This is a genomic window from Lysinibacillus sp. CD3-6, from assembly GCF_006351725.2.
Classification (GTDB): Bacteria; Bacillota; Bacilli; order Bacillales_A; family Planococcaceae; genus Lysinibacillus.
Window position 1 is genome coordinate 4,463,571 of the sequence record NZ_CP085880.1, and the last position, 22,437, is coordinate 4,486,007.

At 37.0% G+C, this 22,437-nt stretch carries 19 protein-coding genes and 1 riboswitch; of the genes, 1 reads left to right on the forward strand and 18 read right to left on the reverse strand.

The features are described from left to right. Positions 1 to 235: 235 nt before the first annotated feature. The 16 genes from FH508_RS22070 to FH508_RS22145 form a co-directional block, all read right to left on the reverse strand. Positions 236 to 1,933, reverse strand: a complete 1,698-nt coding sequence (locus FH508_RS22070; RefSeq protein WP_173479352.1) for a M3 family oligoendopeptidase — start codon at positions 1,931 to 1,933, stop codon at positions 236 to 238. An 81-nt stretch (positions 1,934 to 2,014) separates the two neighbouring features. After that, entirely contained in the window at positions 2,015 to 2,590 is a 576-nt protein-coding gene (locus FH508_RS22075; protein ID WP_173479351.1) for a YdcF family protein, read from the reverse strand. A gap of 89 nt (positions 2,591 to 2,679) precedes the next feature. Beyond that, entirely contained in the window at positions 2,680 to 4,422 is a 1,743-nt protein-coding gene (locus FH508_RS22080; RefSeq protein ID WP_173479350.1) for a methyl-accepting chemotaxis protein, read from the reverse strand. Between the two features lie 209 nt (positions 4,423 to 4,631). After that, a complete protein-coding gene (locus FH508_RS22085; RefSeq protein WP_173479416.1) occupies positions 4,632 to 6,380 on the reverse strand; it encodes a methyl-accepting chemotaxis protein in 1,749 nt (582 codons plus the stop codon). Positions 6,381 to 6,469: 89 nt separating this feature from the next. After that, positions 6,470 to 7,765, reverse strand: coding sequence for an arsenic transporter (locus FH508_RS22090; protein WP_173479349.1), 1,296 nt, complete (start codon positions 7,763 to 7,765; stop codon positions 6,470 to 6,472). A gap of 570 nt (positions 7,766 to 8,335) precedes the next feature. After that, positions 8,336 to 9,055, reverse strand: coding sequence for a YebC/PmpR family DNA-binding transcriptional regulator (locus FH508_RS22095; RefSeq protein WP_173479348.1), 720 nt, complete (start codon positions 9,053 to 9,055; stop codon positions 8,336 to 8,338). A gap of 200 nt (positions 9,056 to 9,255) precedes the next feature. Next, positions 9,256 to 9,720 (reverse strand): low molecular weight protein-tyrosine-phosphatase, encoded by a 465-nt coding sequence (locus FH508_RS22100; protein WP_173479347.1) that lies wholly within the window; start codon positions 9,718 to 9,720, stop codon positions 9,256 to 9,258. 59 nt (positions 9,721 to 9,779) lie between these two features. Further along, positions 9,780 to 10,388 carry a lysophospholipid acyltransferase family protein gene (locus tag FH508_RS22105; protein WP_173479346.1) on the reverse strand — a complete coding sequence of 203 codons (609 nt, stop codon included), beginning with the start codon at positions 10,386 to 10,388 and terminating at the stop codon, positions 9,780 to 9,782. 88 nt (positions 10,389 to 10,476) lie between these two features. Continuing rightward, positions 10,477 to 11,307 carry a putative RNA methyltransferase gene (locus tag FH508_RS22110; RefSeq protein ID WP_139860257.1) on the reverse strand — a complete coding sequence of 277 codons (831 nt, stop codon included), beginning with the start codon at positions 11,305 to 11,307 and terminating at the stop codon, positions 10,477 to 10,479. Next, positions 11,308 to 12,687 (reverse strand): MATE family efflux transporter, encoded by a 1,380-nt coding sequence (locus FH508_RS22115; RefSeq protein ID WP_228134197.1) that lies wholly within the window; start codon positions 12,685 to 12,687, stop codon positions 11,308 to 11,310. Positions 12,688 to 12,832: 145 nt separating this feature from the next. Continuing rightward, a complete protein-coding gene (locus FH508_RS22120) occupies positions 12,833 to 13,600 on the reverse strand; it encodes a tyrosine-protein phosphatase (RefSeq protein ID WP_173479345.1) in 768 nt (255 codons plus the stop codon). Positions 13,601 to 13,642: 42 nt separating this feature from the next. After that, positions 13,643 to 13,906 carry a hypothetical protein gene (locus tag FH508_RS22125; protein ID WP_173479344.1) on the reverse strand — a complete coding sequence of 88 codons (264 nt, stop codon included), beginning with the start codon at positions 13,904 to 13,906 and terminating at the stop codon, positions 13,643 to 13,645. Between the two features lie 48 nt (positions 13,907 to 13,954). Then, entirely contained in the window at positions 13,955 to 14,917 is a 963-nt protein-coding gene (locus FH508_RS22130; protein WP_173479343.1) for an ABC transporter substrate-binding protein, read from the reverse strand. Between the two features lies 1 nt (position 14,918). After that, the gene (locus FH508_RS22135) at positions 14,919 to 15,461 is read right to left on the reverse strand and encodes a hypothetical protein (RefSeq protein ID WP_173479342.1); all 543 of its coding nucleotides are present in this window, start codon (positions 15,459 to 15,461) and stop codon (positions 14,919 to 14,921) included. A gap of 152 nt (positions 15,462 to 15,613) precedes the next feature. Then, positions 15,614 to 15,825, reverse strand: a riboswitch (cobalamin riboswitch). A gap of 154 nt (positions 15,826 to 15,979) precedes the next feature. Then, positions 15,980 to 16,525 (reverse strand): glutathione peroxidase, encoded by a 546-nt coding sequence (locus FH508_RS22140; protein ID WP_173479341.1) that lies wholly within the window; start codon positions 16,523 to 16,525, stop codon positions 15,980 to 15,982. Positions 16,526 to 16,757: 232 nt separating this feature from the next. Beyond that, positions 16,758 to 17,306 carry a hypothetical protein gene (locus tag FH508_RS22145; protein WP_173479340.1) on the reverse strand — a complete coding sequence of 183 codons (549 nt, stop codon included), beginning with the start codon at positions 17,304 to 17,306 and terminating at the stop codon, positions 16,758 to 16,760. A 94-nt stretch (positions 17,307 to 17,400) separates the two neighbouring features. Between FH508_RS22145 and ytvI the strand changes: the two genes are divergently transcribed. Next, positions 17,401 to 18,459, forward strand: a complete 1,059-nt coding sequence (ytvI, locus tag FH508_RS22150) for a sporulation integral membrane protein YtvI (RefSeq protein ID WP_173479339.1) — start codon at positions 17,401 to 17,403, stop codon at positions 18,457 to 18,459. Positions 18,460 to 18,755: 296 nt separating this feature from the next. Here the strand turns inward: ytvI and FH508_RS22155 are convergent, their stop codons facing one another. Together FH508_RS22155 and FH508_RS22160 are read right to left on the reverse strand one after the other, a co-directional pair. Beyond that, entirely contained in the window at positions 18,756 to 19,919 is a 1,164-nt protein-coding gene (locus tag FH508_RS22155) for a C40 family peptidase (protein ID WP_139859387.1), read from the reverse strand. A gap of 526 nt (positions 19,920 to 20,445) precedes the next feature. Then, the gene (locus tag FH508_RS22160) at positions 20,446 to 22,431 is read right to left on the reverse strand and encodes an ABC1 kinase family protein (RefSeq protein WP_139859389.1); all 1,986 of its coding nucleotides are present in this window, start codon (positions 22,429 to 22,431) and stop codon (positions 20,446 to 20,448) included. Positions 22,432 to 22,437: the final 6 nt, after the last annotated feature.

Here is a 22,437-nt window from a genome sequence, read left to right on the forward strand (position 1 = left end):
TCCGCGGGCACACACGTAAGCCGCAACCGTCGCTGGCGCGCGGTTTGTTGTGGCTTACATTGCGTGCGTTCCCACAGGAGTCACCGCCTTCGCTACCATCAACTAGTACTCTTTCTTTGCTGAATTTTATTTATGGCAAAGTAATAATAGCTAAGTTCCAGTCTCTCTAACTAACTCGGTTTCCCAGAGAAGTTCACAAATTTTTTCATTAGCTCTCGAAAGAATCTATCGCAATCTATAATTTTGTATCATCCACTGAATTTAAGTAGTTTTCAATAACACCAATTACTGATTCTACACAGCCATCCTCAAATGGTGAAATTAAGCCAGCTTCCTCCACTAGCTTTGTAAATGACATAGAGCCCCCTAAGCCACATAAATGAATATAGTCCTTCCATGCAGCATCAAACTCTTCACGTGAACGTTTCCAGAATTGGAATGCACAAATTTGCGCTAACGTGTAGTCAATATAATAGAATGGGCTTGCATAAATATGTGCCTGACGTTGCCAAATGCCACCTGATTCTAAGTAGCTATTCCCGTCATAGTCACGATGTGGTAAATATGTTTCCTCGATTTTCTTCCATGCAGCTTTACGTTCAGCTGGTGTCATTGTAGGGTTTTCATAAATAACATGTTGGAATTCATCAACAGCAACACCGTAAGGAAGAAATAGTAGGCCACTACTTAAATGCGTAAATTTATATTTCTCTGTATCTTCTTTGAAAAATAATTCCATCCAAGGCCATGTGAAGAACTCCATACTCATCGAATGGATTTCACATGATTCATATGTTGGCCATAAATATTCTGGAATGCCAATATCACGGCTTGAGTATACTTGGAAGGCATGTCCAGCCTCATGTGTTAACACATCAATATCACCTGATGTACCGTTAAAGTTCGAGAAAATAAATGGCGAATGGTAGTTTTCAATAAACGTACAATAGCCGCCACTTTCTTTTCCTTTTTTCGCTACTAAGTCCATTAAATCATGGTCAATCATAAAGTTGAAAAATTCACCCGTCTCAGGTGATAGTTCTTCATACATTTTTTTACCGTTCGCCACAATCCAATTCGCATCACCTTTTGGTGTAGCATTTCCTGTTAAGAAGTTTAATGCTTCATCATAAAACTTTAAGTCTGCTATGCCGATACGCTTCGCTTGGCGCTCAAATAATTTTGTTGCAACTGGAACGATTAAATCACGCACTTGGTCACGGAATTTTTTCACCATTTCCGCATTATAATCAATACGATTCATACGAATATAGCCAAGTTCTACATAATTTTTATAGCCTAATTTTACCGCAATTTCATGGCGTACTTTGACAAGCTCATCATATAATCGATCAAATTCCTCTTCATGCTCAGCAAAGAAGCCAAAGCGAGCTTCTGTAGCCGCTTTACGCATTTCGCGATCTGTTGATTCTGCATAAGGCCCTAGCTGAGCTAATGTTAATGTTTCCCCATTGAATTCAATTTGGGCAGAGGCAACTAGTTTATTATATTCTGAAACTAGCTTGTTTTCCTTCTGCATTAAATCAATAACTTGCGGAGAAAATCCTTTAATTTGATAGGACGCTAAGTCGAATAACTGTTGGCCCCATTTCTCTTCAAGCTGCTCACGGAATGGTGATGCTATTAATGCTTTATAATATTCTGTTGTAAGCTCTTCAAGTTCTGGGCCTACTTCATCAAAATAATCGCGTTCCTCTTGATAAAACGTATCATTCGTATCAATTGATGCACGAATATATACAAGGTTAGCCATTGTCGCATATTCATTACTCAGTTCATTTAACTTTTCAATTAGCTCGCTTTGCGCCTCAACAGTCTGCGCTTCTTTAAATTGCTCGATTAAAGCTAATTGCTGTTCTTTCATTGCTGCCACGTTTGGACGGCTGTATTTATAATCTTTAAACGTTGTCATAGAAGTACCCTCTTTCTGTCGTTTACTCATTATATTTCTATTATATGACAAATATATTAAAGAAAGAAAGCAAATATACCATTAATGACCTATGATATAGGTTTTTAACAATGCTGCTCTTTCTCGAATCTTTAACTTTGCTTCAACCGATTTTGGTGTTTTTGCAACAACGACATCCGCCTCTAACTGAAGCTTATTCGCTAAATACTTTGCTCTTTGCAAATGGAAATCATTTGAGACGATCGTAATTTGCTTCGTTCCCTCTGGGAGTAATTCCTTTGAGAATAGCAAATTTTCATATGTCGATGTTGACTGTTCTTCCACTAAAATTCGTTCAGGGTCAATCCCCTTCTCTTGTAAATACGAAAGCATTGCAGACGCCTCTGTTCTATCCTCATCCGCCCCCTGACCACCCGATACAATTACTTTCACGTGTGGATACTTATTAAGATAGGTTACAGTCTCTTCCAATCTGTTCTTTAAAGATAGCGATAATACCCCTCCAGGCTTTACCTTCGCCCCAAGTACTATGGCATATTGTGCAGTTCCATCAGCGACTGGCTGTGTCCCTCGTTTAATTTCCTGTCCTAGCCATATGTAGAGGGCACTACCTATACAAACGACAATTATGATTCCTCCCACCAACCACCTTTTCAAATGCAACACCCCTTTTTTACTTACAACGTCCCAAACATAAAAAGGATGCTTGTACAAAGTTTAGGCTACTGTACAAGCATCTTGAATGGCTATCTTATCGTAAAGCGTTGAATGGATTCCTGTAATGCCGAGATTTCGTCCGTTAAATCGTTTGAGGATTCGCTAACTAATTGTATAGCTCTTTGTTGCTCGTCAACAGAAGCTGTTACTTCCTCTGATGCGGCTGCATTTTTCTCACTAATCATAGCGATACTTTCTATAGATTGCATCATCTCATCTTTAGAGCTATTTAAATATGCTACACCTGAAGTCATGTCTCCAATAATCGCTATAATTTTTTCAACAGCCAATTCAATTTCTTTAAATGAAGATTCCATTATTCCCACTGAATTATTTTGCTCTCGAACAATAGCACTTGTTTTTTGCATTTCATCATTTACTAAATTCGTTTCACTTTCGATACCACGTAGTGTTGTACGTACTAAATCAGTGGCAACAGACGTTTGGTCTGCTAGCTTCCTTACTTCCTCCGCTACTATTGCAAATCCTTTGCCATGCTCGCCAGCACGAGCAGCTTCAATTGATGCATTAAGTGCAAGAAGGTTTGTTTGATCGGAGATTTCATTAATCGTTCCTACAATGCCTTCAATTTCTCTTACCTTAACAATTAAGCTATTGAACACTGTTTGTACACTATTAATAAGCGTAGACGATTCTTGTGATGTGTCCTTCAAACTATTTAAGTTTACAAGCCCCTCTTCATTGGAATGCTTCATAGTTTGAGAAGCATCAAGCATTAATTCATTTTTATCATGTAGTCCTTCTATTTGCTGAGCAAACGCTATAGCTGTACGATTTGTATCTTCAGCATTTGAAGCTTGCTTAACTGCACCTCTTGAAACCTCATTAATTGCCTTCACGATTTCATCACCGTACGCATTTGTTTCCTCAGCAACGGCTGTTAAATTAGATGAAGTGGATTGAATTTCAGCAATAGATTCTTCCACATTTGTAATTAATGTCTTTAATTGATCTACCATATCATTAAAGCCTGTGTTTAATTGGCCAATCTCATCTGTACGTTGTAGGTGTTCTATTTCTACCGTTAAATTACCTTGCGCCACTTCACGTACACGAGTTGATAACTTTTTAACTGGTAAAGCTAAATGTCTAGAAACAAGTATGACGATAACCGTTCCGATAATTATAGCTCCTAATAGTGTCAGACCAATAACTAATAACAACGAATTGGCTTCCTTATTAAAATCTTGCATATATGTACCTGATGCTATAATCCATCCCCAATGTGGATCTTTTTCTGAGTAGATAATTTTATCAGCTAAAACATCCTGACCTGGCAGTGCAAATTCATATTGTGTAAAGCCCCCACCCTCTAATGCTCGTTCAGTTACATCGCGAATAAAATACTTACCACTACTATCTTGATCATCCCACAAGTTATCTCCTTCACGTGTCGGATGGGTAGTTAGCGTCCCTTTATCGTCTAACACGTATATATACCCATATTCACCTAGATTACCAGGATAATTGATTGGCCGTTTTCCCTCACTATCCTTTGGACCAAGTAGTGCTTCTCGTACTCTTTCTTGCGCAACTTCCAATGGAATGTTACCTTTTTCTACACTTTCATTTGCCAGTTCGATTAATTGCAAAGTAGACTCAACACTATTTTGAAGAACTTGTTCACCTAATCCTTCCATCCCATCCTTTGCTTTCCCATAGCTAACTATCCCAATGATTAAGCTCGGCACTATTAATAATGCCATTGAAACGATAATTAATTTCCCCTGTATTGAACGTAAAAATTTCATACTTTACACCCCTTTTTACTTCTATCGTTTAATGCATTAATTAATATTATGGAATGGATTTACAGTTTACACAATGGGTATTTCACAATAAATGTGTATATTATTCACCCTTTCGCTTAAATATGCTAATATACACATTTCTTCGCAAACAAAAAAAACTATCTTTCTACAGGGATATGATGTGTAGAAAAATAGTTTTTTGATATTCTTTATAATTTAAAAGTATTAATCGCTTCAATTACTTCCTTCGATGTACGTTCCAAAATTTCCACGACATCATTTAATTCTGTAACCATTGCCACCTGAAGATCAGAAGCTGTCGCTACCTCTTTAGTTCCTATAGCACTTTGCTGTGCAATACTTTGCATTTGCTCTATTGTTGCTAATATTTCTTCTGACCCTGCTGACATTTGCTCTATGATTGCAGAATCATCCTGAATTTTATTATTGACGAGCACAACAGATTGTAAAATTTGAGAAAGGCTAGTCCCTATATGTTGTACTGCGATATTACCTGCCTGGACATCTTCCATACTTCTTGCCATTTCAGAAAGTGCACGCTCTGTAATATCTTTAAAGCTAATTAAATGTTTTTGAATATCATCAGCAGAAGTCTTAGACATTTCAGCCAATTTACGTACCTCGTCTGCTACAACAGCAAAGCCCTTCCCAGCTTCTCCAGCCCTTGCCGCCTCTATAGCTGCATTTAATGCAAGTAAGTTTGTTTGATCCGCAATATTTGTAATAACCTGAACCATATCTTCGATTGATCGGAATCTATTGCCCATTTCTTCAACATGTCCAGCTGTACGTAGGACGGAAGATTCAACATTTTGTATTTGTGAAACTACCTCATGAGAATGATTCACATTCGATTCGACTAATCCCGTCATCGCGGTAGAAGACTCAGCTATTTCCGAAGTCGAATCTGCTAAACGTTGAATACCAATCGACATTTCGTTCATCGTTAACACAACTTCATTATTGTTTTGCTGATGCTGTTCACTGCCAGCTGCAATCTCGATAATACTGTCTGCAATCTTTAAATTTGATGCTTCAACTTGCTGTGACGTAGCATCTATTTTCCCAACAACCTCTTGCAATGCAACAGTACGATGTTGAATTGTTTGTAATGTGTCTTTTAACTTTATTAGCGATTCCTTGAAGGCTTGTGCAAAAATTGTAATTTCATTTTTATTTTTAAATTGAATTTGTTCCACCGCTTTTGTTGCTTCCTCAATATCACCTTGAGCAAAGCTTTCTGCCGCTTCCCCTAAATAACTTAACGGTTTTAATGAACGATTTACATAACGATACACTATGTACATCAAAATTGCCGTTAAAATTAGCATAATAGCAATAAGGGCTGGTAAAACAGAAGTTAGCACGGCATTTGTTACGCCGCTTACTTGTGTTGCCTCAATATCTACGCCAACAAAGGCAACGATAGTACCTGATGCATCTTTTAACGGCACTGTACCTGATAAATAATCGCCAAAATCACTATGTAATATTGCTGAATAATAACTGCCTGTAGATATTACTTTTTCAAGATCTTTATAGTATGTAGAAGATGATTCTGAATTAATGCTACCTGCATTTTCTTGGTCATCTTTAGGCATTCCATCTACTAAAAATCTTACCTTTTGATCTTCCTGTGGCACGGCAAAAGTGTAAGCATAGAGAACGCCATTTTGTTCACGTAATCCGTTTAGCTCTTCTCGTAGCTCCCAGTATAATTTAGACTCCGATGGGCTTTTTGAAAGCTCAATATAATCGTCAACATTTAACTGTTTAGCAATGTTGCCTGCCATTGCAACTGCCTGTGTGCCCATCGTTTTATTTACAGCTGATTTTGCTGTGTAAATAGTAGTTACTATAAAACCAATTAATAAAGCGACTATTGTCATTAATAACATTAAAATAATCTTATTACTTAACTTATTTGTTTTTGTCATATTATTGGCACTTTCCTTCTTCATTTTACTAGTATACTAATCTTATTATTACTGAATATTTTATTTTTTCAACTATTTTGACTTTTATACTACGATATTATTGCTAACCAAGCAATTAATGCTAGTAATGTAATGAAAAGTGTCGGTATCGTTAGTAAAATACCAATCTTAAAGTACTGCCCCCAGCTTATTTTAATGCCTTTCTGTGCCAATATATGAAGCCATAACAATGTAGCCAAGGAACCAATCGGTGTCATTTTTGGCCCTAAATTCGTCCCTATCACATTGGCATAAATCAGACCTTCTTTGATTGTGCCTGTTGCACTTGTTTCAGCAATTGCTAATGCATCAATCATAACTGTCGGTAAATTATTCATAACTGCAGACAAAATCGCTGCCACAAAGCCCATCGTTAATGTTGCGACGAACAATCCTTGCTGAACAGTCAGCTCTAACAAATCCGCTAATAAACCTGTAAGCCCTACATTTTTTAAACCATAAACTACGACATACATACCAATTGAGAAAAACACGATGCTCCATGGTGCACCTTTAATAACTCTTTTCGTATCAATGCTTTTACTTCTCCGTGCCAACCATAAAAAGATTATTGCTACACTGCATAATATAAATGACACTGGAATAGTAAAATACTCACTCGATAAGAAACCAAGTAATAATATTGCAATAACGTACCAAGAAATATTAAATAACTTTTGATCACGAATAGCGACTGACGGATGTACTAACGCTTCCATCGAATATTGCTTTGGAATAACTTTTCTAAAATATACATATAGCACGAATATGCTAGCGATTAAAGAAACGATATTAGGCACAATCATATGCACTGCATATTCCATAAAGCCTATATTAAAATAATCTGCTGACACGATATTCGTTAAATTACTGATTACTAGCGGTAATGAAGTTGTATCGGCAATAAAGCCACTTGCTATGATAAACGGAAATACTCTTTGCTCTGTTAAGTTTAACTTTCTTACCATCGCTAAGACGATTGGCGTTAATATTAATGCTGCACCATCATTCGCAAATAGTGCAGAAACAATCGCACCTAAGCAGGCGATATAAATAAATAGCCGAATCCCACTACCTTTCGCAAGTCGTGCCATATGCAATGCTGCCCATTCAAAAAATCCGATTTCATCTAAGATGAGGGAAATGATAATAATCCCAATAAATGACAATGTTGCATTCCAAACAATATCAGTAACTGCCACGACATCGTTCATTGTAACAACACCTAGCATTAAGGCAAATGCTGCACCTATACATGCTGACCAGCCAATTGACAATTTCCGTGGCTGTACAATGACTAAAAATAACGTCACTAAAAATATAATGATAGCTAAAAAAGTTTGCACAGTTCTCCTCCTTAAATCTGTGACATCCGCCTGTCTTTTAACTTGATTCAGCGGGTTTAGATACCCCCATTTGCAGTTAGTTCATACTTTCCTCACTCATCCTTACTTATTGTAGTAGGAATTCTCTGAATCAAGCCCAATCACTGACGCCTCGGCGTCAGTGCGTCCAGATTTTTTTCGAGCTTGCTCGAATAGCTCCTTTAAAAAATCTGTGACATCCGCTGGTGCTTTTAACTTGATTCAGCGGGTTTAGATACCCCCATTTGCAGTTAGTCCATACTTTTAGCACTCATCCTTACTTATTGTAGTAGGAATTCTCTGAATCAAGCCCAATCACTGATGCCTCGGCGTCAGTGCGTCCAGATTTTTTTCGAGCTTGCTCGAATAGCTCCTTTAAAAAATCTGTGACATCCGCCGGTGCTTTTAACTTGATTCAGCGGGTTTAGATACCCCCATTTGCAGTTAGTCCATACTTTCCTCACTCATCCTTACTTATTGTAGTAGGAATTCTCTGAATCAAGTTAAAAACCAGTAGCAAAGAATTGCTACTGGTCTGCCTTATAATAAAAATTATTCACCTAAGTCTGCGTTATGGTAAACGTTTTGTACATCATCTAAATCTTCTAATGCATCAATTAATTTTTCAAATTTCGCTACATCATCACCTGTTAATGTAACTTCTGTTTGAGGTAACATCGTCAGCTCAGCAACAGTAAATTCTTCAACACCCGCTGCTTTCAGTGCTTCTTGTGTAGCAAAGAATTGGTCTGGCTCTGCATAAATAATGACAGCCTCTTCTTCTTCAAGAATATCACGTGCATCGACATCTGCTTCCATTAAAATTTCAAGTACTTCATCCGCAGTCTTGCCCTCTAAACCAATAACGGCTGTTGAATCAAACATATAAGCAACAGAACCACTTACACCCATGTTACCGTTGTTTTTACCAAATGCCGCACGTACATCAGAAGCTGTACGGTTAACATTGTTTGTTAAAGCATCCACGATTAGCATTGTTCCTGCTGGTCCGAAACCTTCGTAGCGTAATTCATCGAAGCTTTCGTCGCCGCCACCCTTCGCTTTTTCAATTGCTTTTTCAATAATATGTTTAGGAACACTGTAAGTTTTAGCACGTTCAAGAACAACTTTAAGAGCGCGATTTGATTCAGGATCTGGTTCGCCTGATTTTGCTGCTACATAAATTTCACGACCGAATTTTGCATTCACGCGACTTGTGCTTTGGTCTTTTGACGCCTTCTTTTCTTTAATATTGTTCCACTTACGACCCATTGTTTCCACTCTCTTTCGAAAATAAAGTTTATAAAATCATAGATGCATAACTGCACATCTGCAAATGGTATTTAAATACTTTTCGTATCTTTACTCTGCAAATAATAACATATTGATGCTCTCAAAGCTAGATATACCAATGTTTATAGTAATGTTTTCAGAACGGTATGCTGTATTAAACATTTTAAATATTTTACTAATTATAACTTTTTCTCAAGCTTCATTTTAGCCAATAAAGCTTGACAGCCTTCTAGCACTAAATTATAAGTTTCCTGAAAATCCCCTGTATAGTATGGATCAGGTACATCCATTCGATGGTCCGTTAAATCTAAAAAACGGAAAATTTTTGGTGAATCGGGATTACCAAGCATCGTATAAATGTTACGAATATTATTTTCATCCATTCCAATAATGTAATCGAATTGATCAAAATCATGCTTATGTAATTGTCTACTTTTTATTCCTTGCGTCGAGATACCATATTCTCGTAACTTATCTTGTGTACCGCGATGTGGCGGCTCACCAATATGCCATGAGCTTGTCGCAGCTGAATCAACTTTAATTTTGTCATCCAACTTTGCCTTTTCTATTAAATCTCGCATAACTGCCTCCGCCATTGGAGAGCGACAAATATTCCCTAGGCAAACAAATAGTACGCGTATCATTAAAAATACCTCCTACGACAAAGCACCCAAAATCAACTTGATTTTGAGTGCTGTCCGTATTATTTTTTATCTGCTGCAATTCGCTTATTTAATTCTTCTGTTAGAGCGATAAGCTCATGTTCAAGATGGTGTGTAAATTCCTCACGACCTTCTTTCCCTTTTCCTGTTACATAAAATGGCTCACCATAAATGAGATAACCTTTTCCACGCTTAAACACATCCCCAGCATTTCGCGCTCCAACATAAGCAGCTGGAACGATTTGTGTTTTAGACAACTGTGCAATCGTTATAGCACCTTGCTTTAAATCAGACCCTTCTGAGTTCCGAGTACCTGATGGAAAAATTCCAACAATTTTCCCCTCTTTCAGCAATTGTGATGGAACTTTAATAACACTTGGTCCTGGGTTGTCACGGTCAACTGGAAAGGCGTTTAAATGGTCAATAAGCCAGCCAAGGCCCTTAATATCAAACAATTGTTTTTTCGCCATAAAGTGAATTTCACGAGGCAAGACCGAAACACCTAAGTTTAAAATATCCACATACCCTGTATGTGTACATGCAATAATAAACCCACCATCTTTCGGTAAGTTTTGCTCTTCATATACCCGAGCTTTTGAACCCGATAATTTTAATATTAATTTGACAAGATTTGCCGTAAATTTATACACTGTTTTATTCCTACCTTATTCAATAGTTATTACCATTGTAATCGAAAAGAGTTATATACTGCAATTGTCCAAGTCAAATCTATTTGATTTATACCCGACCAACTAGGACATCAACATCAATCGTGATTTCATTTACACAAACTTCTGCATGCTGCTCCTTATGCCAGCCCATCGGCGTCATTTCAAGCAGTGCAGGCACTAGCACCGAAGCAAGTGGCACTGTATAAGTAATACGTTCTACTGTGACATGTGAGAAACTTTCCCGAAAGCGCTCTACAGTTTGTGCATTAGAGTATGTTTCTTTTGCCGAATCAGCATAAAGTTGTGAACGTATTTGTTGCAAATAGCCACTTTGTGGTACCACTTTTACGACACATCCATTTGATGTAAGTAGGCGTTTAAACTCCTCATAATTTGCTGGAGATAAAATATTCAAAATGACATCAAAGCTTGTCTTGGCAAAAGGACTTTTTGCTAAGTCTCCAACACACCAAATTTGCTTTGGATAATGACGAGCAGCTGCAAGAATACCCTCTTTTGCAATATCAATACCAATGCCAATACCTTGTTTTTGCGTCATAATACGGGCTAAATGTGATCCCTCTCCACAGCCTGTATCAAGTACTGTTTTGGCTTCTCCTATTAGCTCTGCTATTTTCTCTTCTAATGGGTCATACAAACCACTATCAATAATTGTTTTACGAGATTCAAAAAGATCTTTACTATATTTAGAAGCTGCACTATGCGTCAGCATATTGACATAACCTTGTTTTGCAATATCAAAGGAATGGTTTGCTGAGCATGTAAGCCTTCCTTGCTCATAGACTTGCATGGATTCCTGACAAATTGGACAAGCAAATAGTCCAATATTTGCATTTATTAATGCCGCTCCTGCAGCACGTTTAGAAAGTGCTCCCATTTAATTCGCCTCCTTTTGGTCTGTAGGTGAGACAATTGCATAACGCTCCCACTTTCGACTTTTCCATCTAAAGTATACGATAATAGCACGCATCCATTCATCTGCTGATATAGCTAACCAAATCCCGACTAGTCCCCAATCTAATACAAATACAAACAAATAGCCAAGCGGCAAACTCATACAGACCATCGATAAAAATCCAATTTTCACAGGAAATCTTGCGTCGCCTGAAGCACGTAATGAATTAATAACAACAATATTCATCGTACGACCTGTTTCCAATAAAATACTCAATGCTAATACAGACCCACCAATCGCGATGATCTCTGGATTATCTGTAAATATGCTCATTAACGGTTTGCGGAAAATTGTCACTACACTCACCATTAGTATTGTGAAAATAAAAGCTGAACGCACGCTTATCCATAACTGTTGATACGCCTCGTCTTTTTTACCAGCGCCTACATAGCGACCTATAATAATAGCTGTCCCTGTACCGATTGCAACCGCAAACAAGTATGTAAACATCGAAATATTCATTGCATATTGTCTTGCTGCAAGTGTTTCGGATCCTATATACGTTGCATAATAGAGGAAAACAATTTGGCAAAATTGATAAAGTACTTGTTCAAATGCAGAAGGTAATCCGATATTTAAAATTTTTCGTACATACTCTTTTGAAAAAGTAAAAAAGTATTCGATTTTCACACGTATCTCCATTACTTGATACAACAACCATGAAAAAACAATAACTGCAAGTCCACGACTAATAATTGAGGAAATAGCAGCTCCTTTCACACCCAATTCTGGCATTCCAAAATTACCAAAAATCAATCCGTAATTTAACACGACGTGAATAACATTCATACCGAGTGATACGTACATTGTTTGCTTCGTCCAACCATGGACACGAATAATAGCTGCTAACGCATTAATAATCGCTTGTAAGAAAATAAAACTACCAATAATGACTAAATAGCTTTGGGCATATTGTAGAACATCACCCTTTAAATTCATCATCGTCATTAAATGGCTTGAGCCTAAGAAAAATAGAGCACTCATAATAAGCCCTAGAATTAAGTTCAACGTAATAGCTAACGCCGAAATCTTTGTAGCTTCTAAAAATCGCTTTGAACCTAAATATTGCGAGACAACTATCGCAGCACCATTACCCACTACTTCAAGTATTAAAATCGCAATATGAATGTATTGATTTGCTGCGCCGACACCAGATACAGCGTTATCCGATAAGGCACTTAACATAAATGTATCGGCTAATCCCATTAACATAAATAAAAAAACTTCTAAAAAAATCGGCCATGTTAAATGAAATAAACTAAACTGGTCCGCCGAATGTTTCTCTCTTATCGCTTGTCCCAACAACTTCACTTCTCTCTATACTTTACATAAAAATCTATTGTATCTTATCACAGATTTGCCACTGTAAAGGATAGCTAATAAAAAAATATTTTGAATTGCTTACAAAAAAATCCCTCTCACTGAATTACTGTGAAAGGGTGGGCTATTAGCATAAGCAATTTTCTTGTAATTGCTGGCGTTTTTCTGTTGTTAAACCAAACTCTTTCTCTAAAAATACTGTTTTCGAACCATAACGACTATCAATAGCATCGAATGCAGCCTGTAAATAATCCTCACGTGCAGACATTAATGCATGGAACTGTTGTAATTCATGGTCATTAAAAGTATTTTGAATTGCTTGTGCCATTCGTTCTACCATGGGACGTAAGTATATATTAGTATCTAAATAATCTTGCATAATAGTTTCTTCAGGGACATCTAATGCAAGCAAAATGAGGGCACCGCCAATTCCTGTTCGATCTTTTCCTACGGCACAGTGATGGACGAGGCCTAAATTATCTGGATTTTGAATTGTGGATATTAACTTTTTAAATGAAGCATTGTTAAATGGCATTTGTGCGTAAAAATCTCGGAACATCTCTGGGCTAACAACTTTATAAAAATTATGGCCACCAGTATTTGTCGGCATCTCAAACGCGTGATTGCCCTTTGCAGGTATATGAATATACTGTGCGCCCTTAAACGAGGGGTTAGGATTATTCAGTGCCTCGTGTTGATCGCGGTAATCAAAGATTGTTTTTACTCCTAATGCTTCAAAGCGCTCCTTATCCGCTGGGGTCATCTTACCTAGTGCAGCTGAGCGATAGAGCAATCCATTTTTAACTACTCTACCATCTCGGGCCTTATAGCCACCCATATCGCGGAAATTCAAGACTGCCTCAAACGGAATAACCTTCATGTCAAACTGTGTCATCCACTACGCCTCCCTTATTTAAGCAATCATCTATCTATACTTCTATTTTATAGAACAAATGAAGATAATACCAATTATCCAATGCCTTTTTGAAGAGATTGAGAGCGAATCGCCGATAAACATGGAGATAGCGACGATAGATGCTTCTGAATCGCCGATATACTTGGGAATGGCGCCGATAGATGCTCCTAAATCGCCGATATACTTAGGAATAGCGCCGTTAGACGCCTGTGAAGCCCGTGCGCCCGAGGAAAACAGTAGTGGAAAATACCGTTCACTGCAAAAAAGTGTTAGATTGATTGCCATCAATCTAACACTTAATCTCTTTTGCCCAAGGGCTATTATTCTTTATCCTTATTTAAATAACTCAGGATATACTGATTTTGCTACCATCTCTACAGCTTCACCGATACGTGGACCTGGGCGATTTGAAATATCAGTATCAATATAATTTACCGCTTTATCTTGAATAGCAGTGATTGTATTCCATCCATCACGCCCAAGAATTTCACCTACTGCATCTTCTACATAGTTTACTGTAGTTAAAATAACTTGAGGATTTTTCGCAATAACATCCTCCTCAGAAACTTTTACCCATCCTGTTTGATCACCAAATACATTGTTCACATTCGCTGCATCAAGAATTTCTTGTTGGAAAGTACCAGCTGCTGTTGTATAAATATCTGGCTTAGGGCTAATTTCTAAGTAGACATTTTTCGGTGTTTCTACAGTTTTGACTTTTGCTTGTACATCTGCAATTTTCGCTTTAATACTTTCGTTTAACTGCTCACCTTTATCTTTAACACCCATCACTTCAGCAATTTGTTGAATATCTCCATATACATCTTCAAATGAAGCTGCTGATTTAATTGCAAATACTTTTACGCCTGCATCTTCAAGACCTTTTAGCGCATCAAGTGTTTCGGCATTGCCTGTTGAATAAGCAATTACGACATCTGGCTTTAAAGCCACAATTCGCTCAGTGTTAAATGTCACAGAGTCTGAAACACGTTCAATATCTTTTGCTTCTTCTGGGTACGTATCATATTCAGTTGCCCCAATAACTTTATCTCCAACGCCTAGTGCAAATAAGATTTCTGTATTACTTGGTTGTAGTGACACAATCGTTTTTGGTACTGCATCAAATGCTACTTCGACATCGCGATCATCTGTCACTTTATAGCCTGTTTGCTCAGCTTGTTGTCCTTCTTTAGATGATGTATCGTCCTTTTTGGCTTCATCTGCTGTACCGCACCCTGCCAATACAAGTGCTAACATTAATATTGTAATCCATTGGAAATTAATTAGTTTCTTCACTTTACACATTCTCCTTCTTCTTCTTCATAGGGTATGATTTGCTTATAAACGGTATTTCAGCAATACCAGCTTGCTGATTCATGTATACAGCCATTACAAAAAATACATTCGCTAATAATCCTAAGTAATCGAAAAGAATTGCTGGTACTTCTCTTTCCTCAGAAACTTTATGTAGAACACGGTATGATTTTTTTGCCTCACTACGACATAAATGAAGCGCTGTTGCAGCCCCCGTTCCTTGTGGTAAAACAAAGTTCTGTATTTCTTCCTTTACATGCCCCACATAAAAATCATAGCGATCACTAAGCCATACTAAATCTTCTTCCGTTACTGCTAATTTGCCACGTACTGAGCCATTTACATGGTAGGCCATTGGCAAAATCGTCAATAAATCTGTCGCTACAACCTCAACTGCTTCTGCTTTTACAGCCGTTAATGCTACACCGACATGAGTTGTTAAACTATCCGTACGAATCTCAAAATCTACAGTAGATATTTTTTCACGCATGAATGGGTAGCAAGAATAACGAGCATCTTTTTTCATAACTAGTCCCTTCTTTCTTTCATGAACAGATTTTGCTTTATAGGTGCATAAAAAAACGCCGCTCCCTAGGAACGACGAAAATAGCATATATAGTGCCGCCCATGCGACATCGCTTATGTATTTGCCGTATATCCTCCTAGCTTCCGAAGAGTTTTTATACATTAAATAAAGGTCGGTCTCCTGGCTCGTACAGTTCGCTACCACTAATCAGTTGCGATATCATAAAACCTTCCCATCTTAGGACTTCCCCTTTTCGACAGTGGCATTTTTTATGATTCTTGTACTTACAGTTGCGGAAACAGCTTCGGTTTTACACCGAATTCCCGATTATGCTAAAGTTAGCACCATTATTCTGCAAGAATTATTCACTTGATTAGCAGTTTATCATATATTGATTTGAAAAAATAGTTGTGAGATTGTGGAATATTCGAAAATATATATACAAAACTTAGCACTATTTCTACATAGTGATTAGCTATTTGTTATTCCAGCCTAAAAATTCTGATTAAAATGGCTAGCTATAAAATTTTTTCAATAGCTTGCTCAATATCTAATTGTGAATCTGTTGGTTCAAAGCGCTCGACTGTATTTCCTTGATTATCTACTAAAAATTTTGTAAAGTTCCAACGAATGTTACGTCCATCTAAAAAGCTAGGTGCAATTTGGATAATAGCTTCAGCTAACATCTTTTCCTGCATATTCGCCTTACCGAATTCACGAAAATCTACTTCGTGCTTTAAATAATTGAATAATGGATGTGTCTCTTCTCCATTAACTTGAACTAGTTCAAAAATCGGGAAAGTTACCCCGTAGTTAAGCTGACAAAGTTGAGTTGTCTCAACTCCATCTTCTGGGTTCTGCTGTCCAAACTGATTACACGGGAAACCTAAAACAATGAAATTTCCCTTGCCATATTTATTATACATTTTTTGCAAATCTTCAAATTGATATGTAAAATCACATTGATTGGCGGTATTAACGATTAACATTGTCTTTCCTCGATACGTCTCCATTGATAAAATTTCACCGTTTGGCTTTTTCACTAAATAATTATAAATCCCCATTTTCTCGACCCTTTCTAATTTACAATATTTATACTGTTACTATGCTATATACTGTTGCAGATTTACTTGTTTCCTCTTTATGGATAGTTTCTGGCTCTCACTTATACGATAGCTTACGTCAGTATATAAGACCTATCAAAAACTGAATCCATCCTCCTATTTTTATTATAATCAATAACTTTTCTTTCTTCAAAACAACACGCTTGGGCATAAAAATAGCCATCTCGCTATTTTAACGGATGGCGGTTTTATATTTCTTTTTGTATTTCATATCCTGCTCTTCATCTATTAATCGCTTTGCAATATCTAGTAAATTATGATCGTTCGTAGCATCAAACAACTTCTTAAAGGATACAATAATATCATATCGAATACGCGATGGTTGCTTTTCGTCAATACAAGTTTGGAACCTTTTTGCTAAATACGAAACAATTAAATCTCTTTGAACTTGTCCAGCAAGCCCAATTTGCCAAATTGCTTGCAGGGCATGCCTTGCTGTTAATGTTTTTTCATCATACGTGACTGCCCAAATTTTTAAAAAATCATCTAAAACACGTTCTTCTGGGTCACTTTTTGCTGCTAATGCACATAAAAACTGCGCTGCCCGTGCACGAGCATGTCCATCTGTATATGTAAGGGCTTTAATAAGTTGTTCCCACACTGCATATGTCCAATCTACTGGTTCTTGCATGATTTTTATTAATTTTCTATACGACTCGTATTCAATCTCACGGTCACGCTCTGCTAAATTACTAAAAAGTTGCAAAATCTCTTTTTCCATGATTTATCCCTACCTTCATTCTTTCAGAACGTTTTCAAATTTAAAATTTTTTTGTTACACTGTACTTAAAATTTAATGATAAAAAGGAGAGCTTATGAATAGATTTATAACTCGAAAGTTGATTATACGAACGCTAGCGATTATTTGCCTACTTGTAGCCGCATATTTTATCATACCTGTCTCCGTGCCAATTATTTTAGCAGGTGTTACAGCTTTTTTATTAGAACCCATTGTTATGTTCTTTAAACGAAAATGGAAAATGTCTCGAAAAATAGCTGTAGCTTTTATATACATAGTAAGCGTTATTTTTATTTCTATTATTTGTTACTTTACTATTACACAACTAATGTCGCAAATTATTTCCATTTCAAAGCAAGCACCTTACTATATTTCTAAATTATCCGAGATGTGGGGTCATATGCAAGAGAATATTTCAAAATATACAGAAGACTTTCCAACTGAAGTGAGTGCTTCACTTCAAAAAACGACAACCGACTTCATTGAGAAGGTTGAAGAATCTTTTTTAAACTTCTTTAATTATACCAAAGTTACGACCTTCTTTTCACAAATTCCAAGCCTCTTTATTAGTCTTCTCGTTTATATGATTGCCCTATTTTTATTTATGCTAGATTTACCAAAGTTAAAACAGACAACTTATAAATATTTAAAGCCATCAACTGAAGAAAAATTGAAAATTATTACTAATCGCTTAAAAGATGCATTTTTCGGTTTTATGAAAGCTCAAATTCTTGTTAGCTTTATTATAGCTGGTGTGACTCTTGTTGGTTTACTACTTATTCAACCGAAATATGTACTAGTCATGACCATTATTATTTGGATTATAGATGTTATCCCTTTCCTTGGCTCAATTATTATTTTAGCACCTTGGGGAACTTATCACCTCCTAATCGGTAATACAGCGATTGCCATAAAGCTCTTTGTTCTTGCAGCAATCTTATTAATTATTCGGCGCACTGTAGAGCCTAAAGTAATGGGTGCTCACATCGGCTTACCCCCTTTGCCAACATTAATCGCGATGTTTGTCGGTTTGCAATTGTTTGGCGTCATTGGCTTACTCTTAGGGCCATTCATTATCATTCTTTTTTTCACCTTAAAAGAAACTGGTGTTATCAAATTCAATTTTAAAATTTAATAGAATGAAAATGTTTTTATTGCGCCTCAAAAGTCTAAAAGACACTCTCGATTTAAACAGAGAGTGCCTTACATTATCGTCTATTTACTACAATTAAAATTTATGAATTAATAAACGCCATTGTTTAAGATGCGTTCGATTATTCCGCTACCTGCCTGGGGAATGCAAACAGCGGCCGCTAGCTACTCTTATTTTTTCTAAATAAAAATAGCATCCATTATCTAGTGATGATAATGGATGCTATTTAATAATATATTTAACTTTTTTGCTATTATAATCGTCTAATTAATAGAGGCTTATTGAATACGACCGAAGCCTACTAAGTATTGGTTCCACCAATCAAGTGACTCAATGACTACCCCTTTATTTTGAGCATCAATCATTGTGTTATTGCCAAGGTAAATACCAACATGCGCTACGCCTGAGCCATAGCTGAAGAATACTAAGTCACCAACACGAGCTTCGCTTGCTGAAATTCGTTTTGTTGATAAATATTGTTGTGATGCTGTACGAGGTAATGATACGCCCGCTTGCTTGTAAGACCATTGTACAAGACCTGAGCAGTCAAAGCCTGTTGTAGGATTACTGCCACCCCAAACATATGAACGACCTAGGAATTGCTTCGCTGTAGAAATAGCATCACCTGAAGATGCAGTACCTGAACCAGATCCAACTATGATTGGTTGAGGTTTGCTACCACCGTTATTTTTACCGCTAGTGTTAGTGTTGTTGTTATTGTTGTTGACATGCACTACAGGTGTAGCTGCTTGAAGTGCACGTAAACGAGCTGCTTCTTCTTCAGCTGCTTTACGCTCTGCTTCAAGACGCTCTTCTTCTTGTTTCGTTGCAATTTGTGCCTTTAATGCAAGTGATTTTGCTTGGTTTTCAGCTTTTTTCACTTCCATTTCGCTTTCCTTTTGTTGAAGCTCTTGGAATTGTTTTTGAAGCTCTTTTTGTTTCTCGTCTAATGTTGCTTTTTGTTCTTCTAATTTCGCTTTGTCAGCTTCTTGTTGATTTACTAGCTCTTGGTCAGCATCCATTAATGTTTTTACCGCTACGACACGGTCCATTAAATCTGCAAAGCTTTTTGCTTCTAGAACAACGCTTAAGTATACACCCACTGTGTTATCTTGAGCTTGGTATGCAGCCATACGCTCGCTTAAAATAGTTGAACGTTGCTCAATACGTTTTTCAGTTTCAACAATACCTGCATCTACTTCTTTTATATCTGCTTGTACTTGGTTAAATACTTTTACTTTTTGATCAATTTCTTGTTGAAGTTGATCTAACTCTGTTTCTAATTTTTTAACTTCCGCATCAATTTTTGCTTTTTTATCTATCATTTGCTGAGATGTTTCTTCAGCGTGCGCTTCAATCGGTTGAACTGTATTAAATAATAGGCCGCCTGCAAGTGCTACTGCTAGCACCATCGACTTACGCCATTTATTACGCTTACCCATGGGTCTTCATTTCCCTTCATCTATCAATTTCGCTCTTTATTTTCCTATGTAAATACATGAACGATCAATTTAAATTCTTATGTTTTGATTAGCCTTTTAAAGTTTAGCACTATTGCCGTAACTTTTATACTATTTCCGACCGTTTTAATAGTTTAGTAAAACTCGAAATATAATTGTAACATTGTCTTTAAAACGACTTTTATCTACAAAACGTTAATATAACGCTACAAATTACGTCAAATTTCTCTAAATAGTGCATTTCACCTCTGTTATTTGTAATCTTTTTGTAATATAAAAAGGGTAGGGGAAACATCCCCTACCTTAGAATCTAATGATTTCATAGACTAAACTACTAGTGAACCTCTGCTAAGCGCCAATGCTTTCCACGGACTCACATGTAAGCGCAACCCTTGATTGCAAGCGGTTTGTTGACTCTTACGTTCTGTGCGTTTCCACATACGTCCCGCCATAAGCTCCAAAACCTGAGTACCTCTGTTTGTTAACACTAAAGTTAAGGAAATACCCCTTACCTCATTGAGCGTAAAGCTTGGATAGATAGTCGTACTAATAAAATGGCACATAAGAACAGCCCTAAATATGCGGCAGTATTTAAATACACGGCGTACGGCTCATGAATGAACTGAGATATTGCTAGCAGTGCAACTGAGATAATACCAAATGTAATGCCGACAAGTAATAGTACGAATCGAGCAAATAGCTGGGTAATGAAACGTGAGTTATGTTCATCTGAAAAAATATCATGATGTAAAATAATTTTTCCGCTTTCTACTCTTTGAATTAGCTGATCAATTCGTCTTGGCATTTTTCGTAAAGTAGGAAGCAGCATCGACAGTTCTTCCTGCACTCGATCTTTTGTTGCTACCGGTTCTTTAAATGGTCTTAAAAATGCAGCTCTCCTATAGGAAGCAGAAAAATCTTTAGCTTCTGAAAAAATATCAAATTGCGGATCTATGACACGTAAAGTCCCATCTAAAGTGACTAATGATCGAAGCGCTAAACCAACAGAAGGATAGAACGCAAGCCCAAAATCACGTACGACCGTAAACAATGAATGGATTAATTCCTCAGTTGGAATACGATCTACATAAGATATTTTAAGTAATATTTGATCCATTGCCTGTTCTATTCTACTACGCTCTGCATGTTCCTTATTTTCTACTAGCAGCATTAAGCCATCGTATAAAATACTGGAGTCATTTTGTTGAATACCTAATAAAAATAACTTTAAGCCTTCTTGTTGAGTAGCTCCTAGCCGTCCTACAGCTCCGAAATCGAGGAGAATGGGTCCCCCATCCGTCTCATCAATATAAATATTTCCAGGATGCGGATCCGCATGAAATATTCCCGAAAATAACATTTGTTCAAAAAAGGAATACAAAATTGTTCTTGCGAATTGTCTATGGTCAATATTTAATCGTCTAAATTCAGATGACCCCTCAGCAACACTTTTCCCACGAATATATTCCATTACAATGATGTCTTCATCACAAAACTCTGTATATATTTTAGGGATACGTACTTTATATTCACTTTTGGCAAGAGCATTCGTTACTTGTAAAGTGTTGCGCACTTCAATATCTAAATGAATTTCTTCTCGTAAGCCATCTGCAAATGCACCTGCTAACTCTCGGAAGCCTAATGATTCTGCCCAAGTAGACTTGTTTGAAAACCAATTAGCAAATTCCTCTAAAATATCAAGATCATCCCGCATAATTCCTTTTACTTCTGGACGCAATAGCTTGACCACGACTTCTTCATAATTTTTCAGTCGTGCCTTATGTACTTGTCCAATAGAAGCTGCTGCCAATGGCTCCATTTGAAAGTTTGTAAATACATCATCTACAGACATCGGTAGGGAATCCTCTAAAATCTTTGTAACTTGCTCGTGTGGTAATGGCTTAACACTTTGCTGTAAATGCTTTAACTCATCTATAATAATAGGAGAAAATAATTCTTTACGTGTTGAAAGTACTTGACCAAATTTAATAAATATCCCACCACATTGCTCTAAAGTAGAGCGCAACGCAATAGCAAGCTCCTTCTCATTTTCCCGCTGTCTTGCATATTTAATTGTTTGCACAATACCGTTTGTAACGGCTATTTTTAGCACCTGACGCAGTCTCTTCTGCTGTCGCCAGTAGCTTCGGAGTCTCAACAATATTGTTTTTTGTCCATTACGACGCTCTCCGCCCTTCATCCCTATTGGATCAAAAAGTTCGAATACGAGGTAGAGTAGCATGGAAATAAGCAACATACTACCTATCCAAATAAGCGTGCTTACTTCGGTAACGGTTTGCATCATGGATTCCGATAAAAAATCTCGATGACGCAAATAGGAGTACCAATAAACAAAGGATGTAAGCGTAACACTAATAACAACCGATAGTACTCTTCTGACAAAGTTTATATTTGAGCCTATTAAACGACCACTAACAAAATAAATAATTCCTGCAACAAATATAATTTGAATAAGTAACTTTATGTAAACCAACTAGCG

Bases quoted from the DNA above. Each gene is read 5' to 3' on its own strand.
- FH508_RS22070 (WP_173479352.1), bottom strand. From the start codon at position 1,933: ATGACAACGTTTAAAGATTATAAATACAGCCGTCCAAACGTGGCAGCA.
- FH508_RS22080 (WP_173479350.1), bottom strand. From the start codon at position 4,422: ATGAAATTTTTACGTTCAATACAGGGGAAATTAATTATCGTTTCAATG.
- FH508_RS22085 (WP_173479416.1), bottom strand. From the start codon at position 6,380: ATGACAAAAACAAATAAGTTAAGTAATAAGATTATTTTAATGTTATTA.
- FH508_RS22095 (WP_173479348.1), bottom strand. From the start codon at position 9,055: ATGGGTCGTAAGTGGAACAATATTAAAGAAAAGAAGGCGTCAAAAGAC.
- FH508_RS22100 (WP_173479347.1), bottom strand. From the start codon at position 9,720: ATGATACGCGTACTATTTGTTTGCCTAGGGAATATTTGTCGCTCTCCA.
- FH508_RS22110 (WP_139860257.1), bottom strand. From the start codon at position 11,307: ATGGGAGCACTTTCTAAACGTGCTGCAGGAGCGGCATTAATAAATGCA.
- FH508_RS22120 (WP_173479345.1), bottom strand. From the start codon at position 13,600: ATGACACAGTTTGACATGAAGGTTATTCCGTTTGAGGCAGTCTTGAAT.
- FH508_RS22125 (WP_173479344.1), bottom strand. From the start codon at position 13,906: ATGGCAATCAATCTAACACTTTTTTGCAGTGAACGGTATTTTCCACTA.
- FH508_RS22135 (WP_173479342.1), bottom strand. From the start codon at position 15,461: ATGAAAAAAGATGCTCGTTATTCTTGCTACCCATTCATGCGTGAAAAA.
- FH508_RS22140 (WP_173479341.1), bottom strand. From the start codon at position 16,525: ATGGGGATTTATAATTATTTAGTGAAAAAGCCAAACGGTGAAATTTTA.
- FH508_RS22145 (WP_173479340.1), bottom strand. From the start codon at position 17,306: ATGGAAAAAGAGATTTTGCAACTTTTTAGTAATTTAGCAGAGCGTGAC.
- ytvI (WP_173479339.1), top strand. From the start codon at position 17,401: ATGAATAGATTTATAACTCGAAAGTTGATTATACGAACGCTAGCGATT.
- FH508_RS22155 (WP_139859387.1), bottom strand. From the start codon at position 19,919: ATGGGTAAGCGTAATAAATGGCGTAAGTCGATGGTGCTAGCAGTAGCA.